Here is an 18,839-nt window from a genome sequence, read left to right on the forward strand (position 1 = left end):
AGGAAGTCTTTTGAACAGTTAATAGGTCTGATGGGAAGAGGATGTAATCGGTAGCGTAAACCAGAATTTTGCTCCTGTACCGGGATGACTCACCACTCCAATCTTTCCTCCATGAGCAGTAATGATTTGACGACAAATGTAGAGTCCTAAGCCAAAACCAAGCGATCGCTTAATTGAGGAACCTCGACGATACAAATCGAACAGGTGTTCACATTCTTCTGGAGCCATCCCCACCCCATCATCCTCAATACTAGAAACAACCAGAGTCCCTTCAATTTTGGCTTTTAGCTGCAATGTCAGTCCCGGTGGATTGTGATTTAACGCATTGGAAATCAAATTTTCAAAGACGCGCCACAGTTGTGTTGGATCGGCATTGATTTGGGGTAAATCGGTTGGAATTAAATTGCTCAGAGTGGCTTGATTTTTGGTGAGTATGGGTTCCAAGTCAGCAACAACTTCCTGACTAAAGGGGTACAGTTGTAGGGGTTGGCAGTGAATGACCATGCCTTTGACTTCATTGACTTGGGCTTCTAGGAGGGTGTTAATTAAGTTGAGTTGGCGATCGCCACTTTGGATCATCCGTTCTAAAATCCGACGAGGCAGTTCAATCTTGTCCCCGGACTGCTGCTCTAAGTTCTTCAGCACCATTAATGTTCCCGTTACGGGGTTACGCAGGTCATGAGAAACGGCGTGAAAAAAAACTCGTAGGGCTTCTTCTGAAAGTTTGCGAGCGGTAATATCTTCAACTAAACCTTCATAGTACAGCAGGCTATTCTGCTCATCCCTTACCTCTCGTGCATTTATATTAATCCAAATTACATTACCGTCTTTACGATAGACCTGTACCTCAAATTCCGACACCACACCTTTATTCTGCATTAATTTCATGCACTCGGAATAACAGTTGGGGTCAACAAACAATTGGTGTTGAATATCTGTAAGAGATTCGATTAATTCCTCTGGTGAATTGAAGCCATAGATTCGTGCCAGTGCAGGATTTGCTGTAATATAACCACCTTGAGGAGAACTCTGAAAAATGCCTTCGAGTGCATTCTCAAAGATACTGCGGTATTTCGCCTCAGCCGCCTCTACTCGTTGATAGGCGAGCTCCAATTCTCTACGAGCGGAAAATTCAGCTTGTTGCAAGCGTTCGTATAAGTAGACTGATAAGTCACAGGCCACACAGACCCAGAACAGAGGTAAAATGCCTGCAACGTAATCCAGCAAGCGGTCATAGGCTGACAAACCCAGTGCTGCATTCACCACCAAATAGCAGATGTAAGCAATGAATTGAGAGGTGACATGAAGCCGCCAACGCACCGGAATTAGGGTCGCCTGGATAATGAATACAATCATCCAGAGGGGCTTCAGCAGTATGGGAACACGGTATAGGGCGACTGTAGTTTGAGTAACGACTGTTAACGACCAGGAAAAAGCCAGAAACATTGCTCCTGGGTAACGACGACCTAGGGGCGTTTTGTGCAACCCATAGCAGGTGATGAGGCAAGAGGCTACAGCGGCACTGCTCAAGAAATAAGATGTTTTGAAGGGTTTTTGCTCTGCTAAATCTTCAAGAGCTGCCCAAAGGAAAAAGATCACCATTGTGAAAATAAAGGACATCCCCACCCACAAGGCAATCCGCAGGCGCTTCCAGAGGAACTGCTGTCGCCATGCTTGATAGTCGGCGGCAAGGGCATTCGTTGCGATGCCGAAGCCGGTATGCTCTTCGACCATGCTTCCCTTCGGGACGCTTCCCTTCGGGACGCTACGCGAACGCTTGGCGACCATCGCCCATGTCTTGCCCTCCCGTTTCTGGCTCATCGGTCAACTCACTCAGCCAATACTGATTCATCGTAACCAGCTACCCGGTTGGATGGTAAGCTATTCCACATTTAACTTTCATAGTCGGGACGGGCAAGATGCCCATCCCACAAGATTTTTGTCAGCAACACTAATGCAAATTAGATGGGGAGCAGCTTACTACAACTGGAGCGAGGTGGACTTCACCCAATCAGGGTGCTTTTTGATTAGAGCAGGGGCGGACAGGATGCCCACCCTACAAGAAGGAGTTGGATATTTTTTTAGAATAGATAGCATAATAGTCGAAGTTTTGATCAGGGCAAGTAGACAAGTGCTAGCAGAACTTATCCAAGAAAAATAGGGATACAGATAAAGCAACTGTCCTCCTGGTATAGGAGGTGACTTGATTGCAGAAAAAGGAGAGTGGCGATGCAAAAAGTAGCGGTGTTTGGTAATACTGGAGGCGGTAAATCGACTCTAAGCAAGAGATTATCCCAAATCACTGGTTTGCCACTTCACGTCTTGGACAAGATTCAATATCAACCAGGGGGTGAGTCAATTCCACATGAAGACTATAAGCGCGTCCATCAGCAAATTTTAGTTACTGATCGATGGATTATTGACGGGTTTGGTTGCATGGAAACCCTCTGGCTACGACTGAACGAGGCGGATAGTCTGGTTTTTATTGATCTACCGCTATATGTGCATTTCTGGTGGGTAACTAAACGACTCATCACAGGTTACGTTTCTCCGCCAGATGGCTGGCCCCAAAATAGTCCAATATTGAGGAGTTCGCTGACTAGCTACCGCGTGCTTTGGTTATGTCACAAATATTTGACCCCAAAATATCGTGAGTATATCGAGCAATCTCAAAGCATCAAAACTGTTTATCACATTCGCTCGACTAAACAGATTTCGGAATTTTTTGAATTAATTGAAAATGAGACTAAGTTTGCCGAACGGGAACGCTAACGCGATAGCTATGCTTCACGCATCCACCCTCAAACCGAACACAAAACTTTTTCAATTTGCGACTGGTTAAGCGCACGACCAATCAACACCAAACGAGTTTGACGTGGTTCTGTTGCTTGCCAAGGACGGTCAAAGAAATGCTCTAAGCGATCGCCTACTCCTTGCACCACCATCCGCATCGGCTTGTTGGGAACCGCCACAAACCCTTTAATTCGGTAAATTTCTTGCTCTTGCACCAACTGTTTTAACTTTGCAGTTAGCACATTTGGCTCAAAGGCTTGGTCTAAAATGACGTGAACCGAATTGATATCATCATCATGCTCGTGCTCTTCCTCCGTGTCGTGGTGGCTGGGACGAGCATCTAAGTTATCTTCTACCGCCGCATTGAATCCTAACAATAACTCAGGGTTAATCTCACCATTACGGCAAGGAACTACCTTCACCCCTTGAGGCAACTGCTGCCGCAACCATTCCTGTACCTTAGCTTGAGTCTCGGCATCCACGCGATCGCTCTTTGTCAGCAACACCAAATCTGCACAAGCTAACTGGTCTTCAAACAGTTCCTCAATCGGCGTTTCATGCTCTAAATTAGGGTCAGCCTCGCGTTGTGATTGTAAGGCATCGAGGTCACCAACCAGGGTACCCGATGCGATCGCTTCACAATCTACAACGGTAATAACACCGTCTACCGTAGCACCCGTGCGAATCTCAGGCCAACGGAACGCTTGAACTAAGGGCTTAGGCAAGGCTAACCCAGAAGTCTCAATCAACAAACAGTCAATCTGTTCGCGACGCTTCAAGAGTTCTTGCATCGTGGGGAGAAACTCTTCCTGAACCGTGCAACACAGGCAACCATTGGTTAATTCCACAATGTTGCTAGCTGTCTCTTCTTCGTCGTCGCATACTTGACAAGAACGCAAGAGTTCTCCATCAATCCCCACTTCGCCAAACTCATTGACAACCACAGCAATCCGTCGTCCCTGGTTGTTTTGGAGTAAGTGGCGCAGCAATGTCGTTTTGCCACTCCCTAGAAAGCCAGTGACAACCGTAACGGGAATTTTGGCACCCATTGAGAACTCCTTGTGAACATGACCAGAGTTCCCATTAAAGCGCAGGTATTGGCTCAAGGGAAGTGCGATTGAACATCCTGCATTCGTCCATTTTCCCATGTCATGATTTGGCAACTTAGCGGACACCCACACTTGAACCTGGGATTTTAAGGGATGAAAAATGATTTAAACTGCTGTGGATGCCTCTTTTGTGTTAGATTTGCTGCCCATGAGTCACGATAGCAATTACATTAGGCAAGCTGAAGCCACCCGTGTGCGGGTGCTGAGTGAAGCACTACCCTACATCCAAGAATTTACGGGTCGAACCGTCGTCGTTAAGTACGGAGGGGCGGCAATGAAAGACGGTTCCCTCAAAGACAAAGTGATCCGCGATGTAGTCTTTCTAGCCTGCGTCGGCTTGCGACCAGTCGTCGTTCACGGTGGGGGGCCAGAAATCAATAGTTGGTTAGGGAAACTGGGTATTGAGCCACAATTTAAAAATGGTCTGCGCGTGACCGATGCTGCCACGATGGATGTGGTGGAGATGGTGTTAGTGGGTCGGGTGAATAAAGAATTGGTTTCTCTGATTAACCGTGCCGGTTGTAAAGCAGTAGGGCTTTGTGGCAAAGATGCCAACCTAATCAAAGCCCGTCCAGAGGGTCACGAGGGCATTGGGTTCGTTGGGGAAGTCAGTAGTGTAGATATTAAGCTTTTAGAGTCTTTAGTGAATAGTGGCTATATTCCAGTCGTGTCGAGTGTTGCCGCAGATGATACCGGCCAAGCCTACAATATCAATGCTGACACGGTTGCGGGTGAAATCGCTGCCGCTTTGGGGGCAGAAAAGTTAATTTTGCTCACCGATACTTCGGGAATTTTAAAGGATTACAAAGACCCATCGACCCTGATTGCCAAGCTGGATATTCAAGAAGCGCGTGCCTTGATTGACACAGGTATTGTTGCCGGTGGGATGATTCCTAAGGTAACGTGTTGTGTGCGATCGCTAGCTCAAGGCGTTCGAGCCGCTCACATTATTGATGGTCGCATTCCCCATGCCCTGCTTTTGGAAATCTTCACCGATGAGGGGATTGGCTCAATGATTGTGGCATCGGAATTTATGCGTACTGCAAGTGTCGTTTAGTACCCAATCCGAACCCTAATTCCAGGCTGATTGTATCGATCTCGATTGTAGATGGGGGAATTATAGATACCAGAGGGTTGCCTGAATACTCTTCGAGGATACCCTCGTGAATCAATAATCACAGGGTCAACGAGTACCGAATCACTAATCCTGGAATTAATGACGGTGGGATTAATTAAGGTCGAATTTTGAATCACTCCACTGCCAGGTGTGATAATTCCTTGGTTGTAGCCATTGTAGTTGTAGGGATTGTAATAGGAATTATTGGGATTGTAATAAGGATTGGAGTTATAGGGCGAAAGCGAAGAGGGATTCATGGTACCCGGAACAACCGGTACAGGACTCGGAATTGGGCTGCCAATCACCTGGGTTGTAGGAGACTGCATTGGAAATCCGCCGAATTGTGCCTGTGCTGGCATTCCGACTGATGTCAGCACCACAATTCCCAGACTGAGAGGAGTTAGAGCTTTCGTCACTCTGAATCGATTGAAATAAGATTGCCGAGATGGAAGTGGGGAGAGCATAGCTTCACCTCAAAACATGTAGGGGATGAATAGATTAATTGAAGGTTTAACTGACAATTGTGTTCCGCACCCCGGTTGCACTTTAACCTAATCCGGTCTTAGGCTACTCTCAAAGTACAACAAGAAGGATAGATTGTACCTCACCCTGTTGTATGAGCTAAAAGTAGGGTGCCTCATCTAGACACCCTACATCTTGAGCAAGATAAGAAAAATTTCAAATCCGTTAGTCCTTGGAATGATTGGATGGATGGGATTGTGTGGGGATTAACCAAACCACTAACCCCAGCAGTAAAGCAACAACAATTCCAACTAAAGTCTGAAGCAATATATCATAAAAATTATAGAAGAAAAAATGAATAAAGCTGGCAAGAGGAGATTCTAACGGTTGTTCTGGTTTGAGGTAATTTAGAACCGTTTTTACAGGAGAGGATGCTTGTGAAGAAATGCTACTCACAGCGAGGCAAATAACAACAAGAGCAAACCAAATTTGCAACTTTTTCTCTCGTTTTTGAGCGGCAATTTCATTGGCGCGTAAGGTTTCCTCTAAAGTGCGATCGCGCTGTACTTTGTCAATCTCCACAATACCCCGAATTGCGGCGATCGCTTTTCCTACCAAGCTAGATTTCTGCACAGATTCATTGAGTTTTACTTTTAGCTCATCTTGAAAAACACCGCACGTTTTTTGAGTAAAACCTGAAAGGAAATTTAAATCATAATTGGGTAATCTTTCTTGAACTTGCCTAAGTTTCTCAAGGTAGTTTTTGGTATTCGCCTCAATCGTTAAACGATTGCTTTCTAGGGTTTGTATTCCCTCGGTATAATCTAAAGACAATTTTGCCAAAATTCTTAGCTTTTCTTTAAAGTAATTTATTTCAATATCCAATAGATCTGGCTTCACCTCTGTTGACTGATGATGTTTTTGGGGAAGTTCCCCTATCTTATTAATTATCTCTATAATCGTTTTATTTTTATGCTGAATATCAGCATAGGCTGCTAAAGCAAGTTGATAAGCTTTAATAATATTTTGTCGATAGTATAATAAATCAATCATCTTTTGGTAAAAGAAACCAAAATTATTGTCTATTTTTGAATCAACTTTACCATTAAAAACTTCCCTCACAAACAGCCATACAACAATTTGACCATCAATGTGAGGCTGATAGGGATTCCCATATTCAAAAATTGGGCTACCAAATAATTGACCTGATTGATATAAAGGTGGACACTGTTCTAACTCTTTCCCCAGGAAATTTTGTACACACTCATCGGCTATCTCTCGCCATAGCCTTTTATTGGGCTGCTGTCGCTGCGATAGCCAACCTGTTAGCAGTACCGTTTGCCCTATTGAGCTACTAATATTTTTAGGTAAAAAACAATTGTCTTGATTTAAATCTTTAAAGAATGTAAGTTCTAACTCTTCCGTTTTTTGGCCTTTCTCATCAAATTCAGGAATACGAAGATTCAAAGCTAAAGCATAGTTATTTTCTATTTGGAGAGGACAAGCTAATCCTGTCATTCTGTGGTTTTGCTCTTCATGAACAATTTGACCTTCCAAGGGTAAGGAAATCATGTTATCCGTGGCTCCTTCTAGTAACGCCACTCGCAAACCATCGGATATTTTTCTAACTTTAAGTTGCTGTTCAATTTTAAATTTTACAAAAATTTCATCGCATTTTTTCCAAAGGAGTTCGTCATCTAAGTCTTTCCTTAAAGAGGAATGATGGATAGATTCATTACTCGAATGAAAGGCAAACAAATGAATATTAGGTGCATAAACTTTGTGGCTCATCATTTAAACTCCGAACTAATTGACAACTAAAGAAAAGTTTTGTGACAAACTAGCGCTCAAAGGATTGTTCTGAACTTCACTGTGTTCTCTGCTCCAGATTACCAACCTTGAGTGCAACGAAAGACAGGAACTCCATCTCAATTCAGCCAATCGTTTCAAAGGCTAAGGCTAACATCAGTCATTACCGTTCTCTTTCAGAGAGTCTTAACTGTTCAAAAATATATGGCAAGTAGTCCAACTACTGCGCCCAGATCTGATTCTGATATTGTAACCACCAGTGGTTTAAATGCCGTTGGATGACCATCTGGAAATATAGCAACAGCCAAGGCGGTTAGGGCACACAGTGCAATACATCCTCAATGGCTGTCTCTACGGATTGGGTATTATTGGGGCAAATTAGCTGCCGAATTTCCCCAACCTTTTCCGGATACTTACGATATCGCCAGTAATAAAGGAATGGTAGATGCACCCTGTAATGCCCCCCCGGAAAGTTTCTTTTCGGGGGGTTTTTATTTGCGCCTCATAATAAAAAAGGCAGGCGAGACGCCTGCCCTTCATGTCAAAATTCAACCTATCTCGATATCCGTTATCTCACTGGTGCATGGAGAGAACGCTCAACATGGCTCAATTTAGCAAGTAAATCTGCCCACTGTACTCCTTCCAAGCTAGGCAAGACAACGTGAGCCACACCAACCCGCTCAACCGGGCCAAGTCCCACTGCCAACATCCCAGCCGCCAAAGCTGCTTCCACACCCGAAGCTGCATCTTCCACCACCACACAATGCTCTGGTGCAAGACCCAATTGATCCGCCGCGTGTAAGAACAAATCCGGTGCTGGCTTGGAGCGCGTTACACTAAAGCCATCTGAAATAGTATCGACGCGATCGCTAATTCCCAAGCGTTGAATCACTTCTTGAGCATTTTTGCTGGCTGAACCAATCCCCACTTTAATCCCCGCCGCACGCAGTTCATCGAGTAACTCAACAGCTCCCGGCAGTAAGTCCGCTGGACTGATATCCTTAATCGATTCCAGATAGTAGCGGTTCTTGCGCTCCATCATTTCTTCGAGTTGTTCTTCTGTGCGCGATTGTCCATTCAGCATCAGAAGGAGTGAATCCCGACGTGACAAACCTCGCATTGCCTCGTTAGCCTCGCGATTAAAAGGAATACCTTCTTCATCCGCTAAGCGCTGCCAACCCCGGTAGTGGTATTCCGCCGTCTCCGTAAGTACACCATCGAGGTCAAAAATCACTCCCTGAATGTCGGGCTTGTGATCGGCAGATTTCCCATTCGTATTGTCTTCCATCTCTCCTAATTCCTCCTTTACTTCTTCTGAACGCAGATCGAACTCATACCACTCTCCGCGCCACTGTAACTTAAACTTCAAGCGTGTCCAGCCTTTAGGCAGATGTGGCTTAGCTTGGGGATAGGCATCGTTAATCCGAATACCCGCAAACCCAAAGACCAGAGCTTGCCATACCCCACCCGCTGATGCGGCGTGAATGCCCTCTTTGGCATTGCGCCGTGTGTCTTCCAAATCCACCAAAGCCGCTTGCATGAAACGCTCATAAGCTTCTTCCGGTTGATTCAGGTAGGAAGCTAAAGCTGCGTGAATCGCTGGCCCCAGGGATGAACCATAGGTAATATCCGTGCGTGGTGCATAATAGTCCCAATTCGCTTGCAGCGTCCGGAGGTCTGAGAAGATGCCAGGAGTCTCACGCAGTAAATAAAGGAGCATCAACACATCCGGCTGCTTGAGGACTTGTCGCTTGCTGGCTCCTTCGATGCCTAGGATAGTCTGCATCGATTTCGTTCTGGGTTCATAATCAGCGAGGTTGATATCTTCGAGCTTGAAAAATCCCTCACACTGCTCGATGATGCCAGTTTCCGGGTCGTAGGGAATCCAGATATTGCTGATAATGTCCCGCCAACGAGCTTGTCGCTCTAGGGTAACTTGGAGTTTTCCTTCCAGGGTTGCCCCTTGCTCAGGATATTGGTTATGCAGCCAATCCAGGACAACCAGTGCCTTTTCCAGATGCCATTGCACCATCCGGTTGGTGAAGGTATTGTTGCTCACATGTTCATGGTACTCATCGGTACCAATCACCTCACGAATCTCATAATGCTCCTGCTTGGGGTTCCACTCTACACGGCTTCCCCAATACACGGCAGTGTCCAAAACGAGTTCGGCACCGTAATCGCGCATCCAAGCATCATCACCCGTCGCCTGCCAGTATTGCCATACTGCGTAGGCCACATCTGTATTAATATGAAGTTCGCGATCGCCACACCAAATCCTGACCAGTTCCTCACTGTCGTCTGCGGGTGGCACCCAACGCGGAGTCACCTCATCTCCCGTCCCGGCACTTTCCCAGGCAAACATCGCCCCCTTGTAACCAGAGTCTTTCGCCTTGCGCCGTGCTCCGTTCAGGGTATGGTAGCGATAGGTCAGCAAATTGCGAGCCAAATCGGGTTGGGTGAAAATCATGAAGGGCTGGATAAAGATTTCCGTATCCCAAAAAACGTGACCGCGATAGGCAAAACCAGAAAGCGTTTTAGCAGGGATGCTCACCGTATCATCATGACGCGGCGCACTAATTAACAACTGGAACAGGTTATAACGAATCGCCAGTTGGGCTTTGGTATCCCCCTCAATCACCACATCGCTGGATTGCCATACCTCTTCCCAAGCAGCTTCCTGAGCGGACAGCAGGGTTGCATAGTTGGGCTGCTGTTTAATCTTATCTACCGCTGCCTGGGCAGGAGCTTTTTCTTCCCGTGAGGTAAACACAGTTACCAGCTTCTCCAACGTCACCGTCTGTCCAGACTGAACGGGGAATGTCGCCGCCAAACTCGGATAACCCTGGCACCCACTGACGCGCACGGAGGCATTCGCATCCGATACGGTGACGCGAGTTGCCATCCCCAACTCAATACCCGTGTTTCGCGTGCGAAGGTGTATCCAGGCGGCGTGATCACCCTCGTCTGTGGTGACATCGCCCTGGTTGAGCCATTCCCAGTGCATAACGCCCTGATTGTCGGGGTAACCGTTGATACTCGCTTGAATTTCAACCTTTCCCTCAAAATTGAGGGCGGTTACCTGGCAGCGCAGCGCCAACACATGCTGATCAACTAAGCTGGCAAAGCGTTCGAGATGGATGTCTACGGTGTAACCCGATTCACTACGCCATCGTACATCGCGACTCAATACACCTCGCCGCACATCAAGCTGACGCCTATAGCTGAGTATCTCGCCCTGATCGAGGCGGAAGCGATCGCCATTGATGATCACCACTAACGGTAACCAATCAGGGCAGTTCGCCAGTTCAGTATGGACAACCGGAACATCATCATAGACGCCGTGAATCAAGGTAGCTCCCATCGCACCCCGATAGCCTTCCTCAAAGCTGCCCCGCGTACCCAGGTAGCCGTTTCCTACAGTGAAAACCGTTTCCTTATAATGCAACTGAGCTGGGTCAAACTGGGTTTCAATGACAGCCCAGTCAGTATAAGTATTATGGCAATTTTGTTCTTTGTGCTGAGTCATTTATCCGTTGTCCTTTGTGCTTTGCTAATTGCTTTCCTGACTTATGAGTTGACCCCTAACCCTCCAAGGTTAGATATCAGTTGCCGTACCGTGGGCAGAGCACGGTAGCGTACATTTTTGATGGTTTAGTTAGCCAACTTTATTTCAAGCACCCTGATTGATCTGTGACCTATTCATTTAAAATCCAAAATCAAAACTCCAAAATTAATCCGCTCCTACTGTTGCATGTGTTTCTGTAACAATTGCTCAGCTCTCGGCTTGTAGCAGAGATAAAATAGGGCTTCCATATAGCGAAGGAGTGCTTCCCGATTTTCAACAGAAGCATAATTCCAAAAGCCGTAGATTTTAGCTAAGCCAAGCAGTTGTTTGGTGTGGTTTTTCCAGGTATATTTGTCCCGAACTCGCTTAATGGCACGTTGAGAAATTTCATTCCAGTAGTTGGGTTCTTGGTCGCATCGCTCAATAAATTGCAGAAGTTTTTCAGCCATTCCTGCTAGGTCAGTCGAATTGATATGAAAACCACATTGTCCCTCCTGAATGATTTCTAAAGGGCCACCAAATTGAGTTGCAAAAGTGGGTAAACCCGAAACCATCGCCTCCAAAATTGACAGGCCGAAGGCTTCAAAGCGAGCTGGATGAATAAAAATCCCACCACAATCAGCGATCGCACGGTAGACTTCACCGCTATCTGGTGTGGTGAAGCGCAGTCCTAGCCAGCGGACTTTACCGTGAAGATTGTATTGGTCGATGAGCTGCTGGAGCTTTTCGATTTCACCTCTTTCTTCGGAGTCTTTAGCCTCATCAGGACGCACTTTGCCCGTTCCCAATATCAGGTTGCAGCGCTCCTGTAATGCTGGATTTTGACCAAAACATTCCACCAAACCCGTGAGGTTTTTGCTGGGGTAGAGGGGCGCGAGAGCCAAAAGTGGTCGCTTGCTCGTGTCGTCAAGGTGACCTATGATCTGCGAATCTTCGTGAGTAAAGAGCAATGCTTTAATTCGTTCGGTTTCGCTGGAAACTCGCTCTGAACTTTGGGTATAAGGGAAGAAAACGCTTTCATTCACTCCAGGCGGCACTACATTAAATTTGGGGCTGAACAAATCGATGCCATCAACCACATGATAGAGATTGGGCATGGTGAAGTACTTGTAAGACTCATATTGTCCCCACTGTTCGGGTGTCCCCACAATTTCTTGATACGTGCTGGTAATGATGAAATCAGCAGCATTCATTCCGATCAAATCGGCAGTGAATTGCAGCGAAAAGTGATACTCTTCTTCTAGGTCTTTCCAGTAAAGGTTACTGAAGAGATATCTCGGCTTTTCCAAAACGTGAGCAATACTGCACTGGGTGACTTTAAAGCGTCGGGCTAGCAGAAAGGCGACGAGATTGCCATCCGAATAATTGCCAACGATTAGGTTAGGACGCCCCTTAAATTCTGCCAAGAGTTCTGTTTCAGCCTTCTGGGCAAAAGATTCCAGGTAAGGCCAAAGCTCAAACCGAGAAATTCGGTTTTGAGTCACATTGGGATTACATTCGGGGAAGGGAACTCGCAAAATCCAGGCATTTTCGGTACCCTGAATTTTTTCTAGACGTTCGTGTGATTTAGTTCCTTCACTATTGGGAATCAGACGTGTGAGAATAATCACCTTGGGCTGAACACCCACTACATCTAACCCGGCTAACTTAATATCTTCTTGGAGCTGCTGTTCTAAACTCCGAGCTTGATTGAGCACATAAACCACCTGACTGGCGGTTAGAGGACGACCTAAGCTATCCTCTTGATTCACCCAACCGTGGATGGCAACCAGGACAATACGAAAGACGAGTGGAATGTGGGAAATAAAGGCGTCCAATACGCCATGATCTGGCGAGTCAATGAGGCGATCGAGCAGTTCAAGCGTTTCCCGCACCCGACCGGCCGTGTTGCCCCATCCGGGTTCAAAGCCCAACATGTGGAGTTTTGCGCGAAACTGTTCGTAAGGCTCATCTGCTGGGCATTCACCCACAACGGTTAAGGCTCGTTTGACTTGTTGAGACAACTGAGCGGTTGAGTTAATCCGCTCGTTAATCATCAACGGTGTTCCCTCATACTCTGAGTGTTGCAGTATGTCCAGAAAAGCCTCTAACCACTGCTGCGAAGGGACGTTATCTCGCCCTGCTTTACTATTGGCAAATAGCTGGCTCGATAGGTAACGGTGAAGAAACTCTATCCCTTTGCCAATATTTCTAGGGTCGCGAATCGTGGGGAAAGACTCGTAAAAGGGACGGACATCAATTTCGAGTACGCCACTGGTAGCGACAGTGCCTTCGTGTCCAGTCGGAGAGTCCGATAAGCCAGTTGTGTCACCGGATACAAAACGATCTTGTAAGTTTAGCCACGCCTGCACCGGCATCGATTCAAAATGGCTTAAGTCTACTGCCAGCCGACAGATATCTTGAGAGGCAATTTTAGGCCGGACAATGAACCAGACGCTCTCCTTTTCCAGAATAATTTCATGGGTATAATGGATGAGTTCGCCCAGAGCGGAAGTGCGGGAAAAGTAAGCTGGTTTTTGGTAGTTGTTGCAGTAGTCTTCAAAAGCTTGTAAAATTTGATTTTTCAGGAAGTACCGCTCTCGATGATTGGCGCGTAATTGATCCAGTAACTGGCGCAAATCGGCCTTCTCGTCACCATCAAGAACAGCTCGTAACAGTTCACACATGGTTCCTCCCTGTTGCATTTGCGTAATGGATGAGAGCGATTTTTAACATAGTCCGGCTACCTCGGTTGGTTGCACAGTAAATCGGCTCCCTTGGCATGGATTTGGGCGCTTCCGGTAGAGCAGAAAAATCGTTTTCCTCTACTATTACCCACTACCTATTATTAACGGCGCATTACTTCCCTCCTCTGGAAGAATATAGAGGATTGTGCGCTTCTCGCAACGAATACTGTCATGAGGTCAGTTTTGCCCAAAGCAATCCGCTTCCTCCGATAGGAGCCGCTACAAAAATAGCTGGTGTCCTAGGCCATCACATCCCGCTTCGCGGCAATGGCGTGAAGCATGGGCTCTGCTGCAAAGCAGCTAGAGTTGAGTCTCGCGGCACAAACGCTATGTAAGCATCTGATTCCGCTTGATCTGACTACCTATGGACAGACCCCTATGGGCCTCAGTCTGGTTGTCTTTACGCTAAGGCAAGGCTTGTAGGGTTTTAACGGCAATGAGCAGGAGCAACAAGATGCAAGAGAAACGAACCGAAATCCGTCCGACCCACTGAACTTGTTGACTGCGCCCTTGCCTTGGAAGTCGTGACAAACTCCGCCCGTCTTCTATATAGAGGTATAGCCACAATCGCTGCCTAGCGTGATAGTTCATCCGATGCATCCCTTGCACAATTCTAGGCTGCTCAATCTGTCCTTCGCCCATTCTTAGCAGAGTCTTCAAAATTCTCTGGCCAAAATAGGAAGTGAGCTCACAAGCTTTCAATTTTGCAGGCTCAAATTTCAGTAACTCTCGCAGTCTGGACATCTTGACCGTCAAGTGTATGCAATTTGGAGACGCGCCAGCTTATACCTTTCGACTGAGCTTATCTTATTAAGATTTCACTCCAGTTAAGAGTTCACGGAAGTCAAGAAATCTCATTCAATTCCATCAATCGATCCGGATAGCCGTGCTAGCCCAGGAATAGTGAAATGGTAGATGCACCCTGTAATTCTTCCTCCGACCCCCAAGGTTGGAGGCTTTTTTTTAGGTAGCTCCAAAATTCGTCACTTTTTAGCCGAAAGCCAATTTACAGGTGATTGGATTGCATTCAGGACACGAATGGTAAGTTTGCCTTCACACAAATAAACCCAATCACCAAACAGCACAATTTCCCCAGCAATTTTATTGGCTCGGTGTGTCGGAAGACACTCTAATTACTTCTAGTATGACCTAGATTTTCGTGCGATCTGTTAAAATTTCATAGCCATCCTCGGTCACTAAGACCGTATGCTCAAACTGAGCGGATAGAGAATTGTCCAGGGTGACGGCTGTCCAACGGTCAGATAGAATGCGAGTGAACTTGGAGCCAGCATTTAAAATCGGCTCGATCGCTAACGTCATTCCCGCTTTGAGCTTAACATTCGGCAGTTCACGGGTACGGTAATTAAAAACGGCAGGCTCTTCGTGTAGATTTCGCCCGACGCCGTGACCGGTAAAATCTTCTACCACATTAAAGCCATGAGCTTTCACATGGTCTTCAATTGCCCCCGCGATGTCGAGTAAGTAAGCTCCGGCCTTAACTTGTTCAATTCCTTTATAGAGCGTTTCTTGTGCCACCCGAATTAATTGAGCCGCTTCTGGTGTCACTTCCCCAATCGCTAGGGTAATGCAAGAGTCACCATGAAAGCCTTGGTAGTAAGCACCCGTGTCTACTTTCAGGACATCTCCGGTATGAATGACCTTCTTGCGATTAGGAATACCATGCACTACTTCGTTGTTAATACTGGAGCAGATGGAAGCCGGAAACCCATGATATCCTTTGAAGCTCGGTGTTGCTCCCATTTCACGAATGCGCTTTTCGGCATAGGCATCTAAGTCAGCGGTGGTCATTCCCGGTTCCACCCTCTGAGCAATTTCTTGGAGTACCGTTGCCACAATTTTAGCGGCCTGTCGCATGATTTCAATCTCATGGTCAGACTTGATTTCTATACCCCGGCGTTTTTTCTTAGGCGTGGGAGGGGTAGAGGATTTGAACAGTAAATTGCTAAAAATTTTCTTCATGCGACTGACAAATGGCTGAGATGTGAACTTAGGTGAGTGGCTTCTATCTTTTAAGGTAGCGTGACATTGCTTCAATAAGACCTCTTAGGCTCTCCCTGTGAAGCGATGAGGGATTGAACTCAGGATTTCGCCGAGTACACCGACCTGAAGCGGTGATGGCTTACTGGGCGGAAACGGTAATCAACTCGATCATCAGATTGTAGGGAGGGTTGGGCATCAGTCATTGGGTTTGTTCATCAAATGATGCGATTAAATTCTGACGCGCCCCCCGTCCTCGTATGAGCTCCGGCCCCCCTCCCCAGCTACCAACTGGTGGATGTACTAGTTCTTGGAGGCTGACACCGAAGGGCCTGCGGTTACCACAACTAGATTGGCTGGATGCAGTAACTCTTTGGCGGCCTGATTGACTTGCTCTACCGTAACGGATTCGATTTTACTGACGAAGTTGCGAAGTTCTGAAGACCCTAAACCATACACCTCGTTATTCAAAATCGTCTGCGCTAAACTGCTTGGATCCGCAAGACCCACTGGATACTCGCTGGCAATCGAACGTTTGGCTGCGGCAACTTCACTAGGGGTAACACCTTTTTCTTGGATTTGCTGGAGCAGCACGATGATACTGGCGATCGCTTTTTGGGCATCTTCGGGTGCGGTTTGCATTTGAATCAAAAAGGGGCCTTGATGTAATCCAGCTTGGAAGTAGCTGTAAATGCCGTAAGTCAGCCCTTGGCGATCGCGAATTTCTGTACCCAACCGACTCGATAAAGTATCGCCCCCTACAATCTGATTCAACACCAATGCGGCGTAGTAACGCGGGTCTTGTCGGTCAATTCCTCGATAACCCAACAAGGTAACAGACTGAGTCTTCCCCGGTAGCACGGGGTTCAATTCCACCCTAGTTTTTGGCAGAGGTACTTGTGGATAATTGGCAACGGGGGATTGACCGCTATCTTGCCAAGAAGAGAGTTGGGTTTCCAGGAGCGATCGCAATTGGGCTGGGTCAAAGTTACCCACTAGGCTCAATACTGTGGTATCTGGGCGATAATGCTTCTGATAAAAATCCACCACATCCTCACGAGTAATCCCCTTCAAGCTCTCCTCGGTGGGAAAAGCGTGGAAAGGATGATTCTCCGGGTAAACGGTCTGTTGGAATGTTCGCAGAGCTACCTGTGATGGCGTATCTAACTTAACTTTCAGAGCCGTGAGCATTTGTTGGCGGGTCAATTCTAGTTGCTCTGGGGGAAACGTCGCATTTTGCACCACATCCGCAAAGCTTTGAATCAAGATGGGTAAATCGGCGGCTAAACTGTCTCCCTCGATATTCACACCTTCTCGGTTCGCCCCAAAGCCCAAACTCGCGCCTCGATCTTCCAAGACTTTCGCAATCTCTAAGGCATCTCGCGATTTTGTCCCATTCATCACATTATCGGCGGTTAGGCTTGCCAAACCCGCTTTAGCTTGAGAATCAAACTCTGTACCCGCACCCATATACCCGCTTAGGGTGACCGTTGGCGTACTGCGATCCGGTAACAGCAATACTCGCATCCCATTGGTTAACCGTATCTCTTCCGGTAACGCCTGGGTTGTTGGTGTCGCTGATGAGTCTACAGCAGGTAGGTATTTCGCTACCTCAGACGGGTCTACGGGAGAGCCATCGCTGAAGTTTTCACTTGTTTTCCCCGCATCCGCCGACCCTTGATTGGCCTGCTCATCCAGTTGAGTGGGTTCAAAAAAGCCCACCGTTCGATTTTCCGGCGTCAGGTAAGTTTGAGCCACGCGCTGCACCTGAGCAACACTCACCTTCTGCACGGCTGCCAGATAGCGGTCTGTATAACGATAATCACCCCCCGATAGTTCGTCATAACCCAGTTGCATCGCTTGGCTGGTGATATCGCGGTTCTCTAAAATTACGTTGGCAGTGAGTTGGGTTTTGGCTCGCTTGAGTTCTTCCTCAGTAACGCCCTTGTCTCTCAACTGAGCTAACTCTGACGCCAGAACTTGGTCAATTTTTTCTAGCTTTTGACCGGGAGCAGCGGTAGCCATAAGCTCATACCAGCCTGCTCCAATCAAGTTAACCGCACCCCCTGACAAATCGCTAGCAATGCCGGATTCCACCAAAGCTTGGGTTAGGCGAGAATTGCGTCCACCCGTCAAGATATAGTCCATCACATCCAGCGCGGGTACATCAGGATGATTGGCGGCGGGTAACGGATACACTTCTTGCATGAAACTAGCGCTGCCCTCTTCACGCAGGACAATTGGCTTTTGGCTGTTAGATTTTGGTTTTTGGATGGGAGAAATAGACGTTGTCTGATCGAGATTGGCTGATGAGTTTCCTGGGACTTTGCCAAAAGTCTGTTTAACGGCTGCCAGGGTCGGTTCTGTTTGGAAATCACCTACGATAATTAACGTGGCATTCCCAGGGCTGTAGTACTTACGGTAGTAGTCCCGTACCTGCTCAACGGTAAACTTCTGTACATCTGCCTTAGTACCCCCTACAGGTAAACCATAAGGTTGGTTGGGAAACGCCGCACGCATCACGGCGCGGCTGAGGCGATAGCTAGGGCTGTTTTCGTACCCCTGCAACTCAGAAATGACGACACGCTTTTCCTTTTCGAGTTGCTGCGGTTCAATCAGGGAGTTCTGCATCCGGTCTGCTTCTAGAACCAACAAGGCTTTCAGTTTTTCCCGCTCAACTGTGCCGAAGTAAGCTGTCTGATCGTAGCTGGTAAAGGCGTTGGATGAACTTCCTAAGGCACTGAACAGACGACCAAATTGAATGGGACGCTCTTTGGTGCCTTTGAACATCATGTGTTCTAACTGATGGGCAATTCCATTCACTCCAGAAGCTTCATCACGAGAACCAATTTTGTACCATACCTGCACTGTGACTACGGGTGCCGTATGTACTTCCTTCGTGAGGACAGTCAGGCCATTGTCCAGAACTGTTTTACGAACATCTTGAGTGAGTGCAAAGGCTTGGGGTTCAGTGCTGGTACCTGAAGGTGAGGTTGCTGGGCGTTGAGACACTAAAACCTCTGATGGAGCTGAAGCGGCTTTCGTCGTGAATACCACTGCACTCAAGCAGAGGCTGAAAAGCAAAATTAGAAGACTGCGGCGACGAGCATTAGACCGGAAATACATAGGTTTTGTTGAGCGAATCAGAGACAAGGAAGGGGAGAGTAATATGAGTTTGCTTATCGCAGACTACGAATCGGGACAGAGAATCTAAGAATAATGTTCTATGTATTGAGTTTCAAGAGCAAAACTCAATG

At 47.1% G+C, this 18,839-nt stretch carries 12 protein-coding genes; 2 read left to right on the forward strand and 10 right to left on the reverse strand.

The genetic code is table 11. From position 1 onward, the window contains the following. Window positions 1–18: 18 nt before the first annotated feature. Window positions 19–1,821 carry a PAS domain-containing sensor histidine kinase gene (locus NDI48_21575; GenBank protein ID MEP0833760.1) on the reverse strand — a complete coding sequence of 601 codons (1,803 nt, stop codon included), beginning with the start codon at window positions 1,819–1,821 and terminating at the stop codon, window positions 19–21. 408 nt (window positions 1,822–2,229) lie between these two features. Here NDI48_21575 and NDI48_21580 point away from each other — a divergent pair, with 408 nt between their 5' ends. Further along, on the forward strand, window positions 2,230–2,772 hold the full coding sequence (locus NDI48_21580; GenBank protein ID MEP0833761.1) for an adenylate kinase: 543 nt from the start codon (window positions 2,230–2,232) through the stop codon (window positions 2,770–2,772). 29 nt (window positions 2,773–2,801) lie between these two features. On the opposite strand, the gene cobW is transcribed toward NDI48_21580, so the two are convergent. Continuing rightward, the gene (cobW, locus tag NDI48_21585) at window positions 2,802–3,842 is read right to left on the reverse strand and encodes a cobalamin biosynthesis protein CobW (GenBank protein ID MEP0833762.1); all 1,041 of its coding nucleotides are present in this window, start codon (window positions 3,840–3,842) and stop codon (window positions 2,802–2,804) included. 208 nt (window positions 3,843–4,050) lie between these two features. Between cobW and argB the strand changes: the two genes are divergently transcribed. Beyond that, window positions 4,051–4,959, forward strand: a complete 909-nt coding sequence (gene argB, locus NDI48_21590; protein ID MEP0833763.1) for an acetylglutamate kinase — start codon at window positions 4,051–4,053, stop codon at window positions 4,957–4,959. Here argB and NDI48_21595 read toward each other — a convergent pair. The 8 genes from NDI48_21595 to NDI48_21630 form a co-directional block, all read right to left on the reverse strand. Then, the gene (locus NDI48_21595; protein MEP0833764.1) at window positions 4,956–5,435 is read right to left on the reverse strand and encodes a hypothetical protein; all 480 of its coding nucleotides are present in this window, start codon (window positions 5,433–5,435) and stop codon (window positions 4,956–4,958) included. The genes argB and NDI48_21595 overlap by 4 nt on opposite strands. Window positions 5,436–5,706: 271 nt before the next feature. Continuing rightward, window positions 5,707–7,275 (reverse strand): hypothetical protein, encoded by a 1,569-nt coding sequence (locus NDI48_21600; protein ID MEP0833765.1) that lies wholly within the window; start codon window positions 7,273–7,275, stop codon window positions 5,707–5,709. A gap of 328 nt (window positions 7,276–7,603) precedes the next feature. Then, on the reverse strand, window positions 7,604–7,741 hold the full coding sequence (locus NDI48_21605; protein MEP0833766.1) for a hypothetical protein: 138 nt from the start codon (window positions 7,739–7,741) through the stop codon (window positions 7,604–7,606). A 117-nt stretch (window positions 7,742–7,858) separates the two neighbouring features. After that, window positions 7,859–10,819 carry a beta-phosphoglucomutase gene (gene pgmB, locus NDI48_21610; GenBank protein MEP0833767.1) on the reverse strand — a complete coding sequence of 987 codons (2,961 nt, stop codon included), beginning with the start codon at window positions 10,817–10,819 and terminating at the stop codon, window positions 7,859–7,861. A 215-nt stretch (window positions 10,820–11,034) separates the two neighbouring features. Further along, window positions 11,035–13,524: a sucrose synthase gene (locus tag NDI48_21615; GenBank protein ID MEP0833768.1), complete on the reverse strand. Its 2,490-nt coding sequence runs from the start codon at window positions 13,522–13,524 to the stop codon at window positions 11,035–11,037. Window positions 13,525–13,989: 465 nt separating this feature from the next. Further along, window positions 13,990–14,226 (reverse strand): hypothetical protein, encoded by a 237-nt coding sequence (locus NDI48_21620; protein ID MEP0833769.1) that lies wholly within the window; start codon window positions 14,224–14,226, stop codon window positions 13,990–13,992. 507 nt (window positions 14,227–14,733) lie between these two features. Further along, a complete protein-coding gene (map, locus tag NDI48_21625) occupies window positions 14,734–15,564 on the reverse strand; it encodes a type I methionyl aminopeptidase (GenBank protein ID MEP0833770.1) in 831 nt (276 codons plus the stop codon). A 321-nt stretch (window positions 15,565–15,885) separates the two neighbouring features. Continuing rightward, window positions 15,886–18,708: an insulinase family protein gene (locus NDI48_21630; GenBank protein MEP0833771.1), complete on the reverse strand. Its 2,823-nt coding sequence runs from the start codon at window positions 18,706–18,708 to the stop codon at window positions 15,886–15,888. Between the last annotated feature and the right edge of the window lie 131 nt (window positions 18,709–18,839).

The organism is Microcoleus sp. AS-A8 (assembly GCA_039962225.1).
Lineage (GTDB): Bacteria > Cyanobacteriota > Cyanobacteriia > Cyanobacteriales > Coleofasciculaceae > Allocoleopsis.

Coding starts and splice junctions, on each gene's coding strand:
- NDI48_21575 (MEP0833760.1), bottom strand. CDS start 1,821: ATGAGCCAGAAACGGGAGGGCAAGACATGGGCGATGGTCGCCAAGCGT.
- NDI48_21580 (MEP0833761.1), top strand. CDS start 2,230: ATGCAAAAAGTAGCGGTGTTTGGTAATACTGGAGGCGGTAAATCGACT.
- cobW (MEP0833762.1), bottom strand. CDS start 3,842: ATGGGTGCCAAAATTCCCGTTACGGTTGTCACTGGCTTTCTAGGGAGT.
- argB (MEP0833763.1), top strand. CDS start 4,051: ATGAGTCACGATAGCAATTACATTAGGCAAGCTGAAGCCACCCGTGTG.
- NDI48_21600 (MEP0833765.1), bottom strand. CDS start 7,275: ATGATGAGCCACAAAGTTTATGCACCTAATATTCATTTGTTTGCCTTT.
- pgmB (MEP0833767.1), bottom strand. CDS start 10,819: ATGACTCAGCACAAAGAACAAAATTGCCATAATACTTATACTGACTGG.
- NDI48_21615 (MEP0833768.1), bottom strand. CDS start 13,524: ATGTGTGAACTGTTACGAGCTGTTCTTGATGGTGACGAGAAGGCCGAT.
- NDI48_21620 (MEP0833769.1), bottom strand. CDS start 14,226: ATGGGCGAAGGACAGATTGAGCAGCCTAGAATTGTGCAAGGGATGCAT.
- map (MEP0833770.1), bottom strand. CDS start 15,564: ATGAAGAAAATTTTTAGCAATTTACTGTTCAAATCCTCTACCCCTCCC.
- NDI48_21630 (MEP0833771.1), bottom strand. CDS start 18,708: ATGTATTTCCGGTCTAATGCTCGTCGCCGCAGTCTTCTAATTTTGCTT.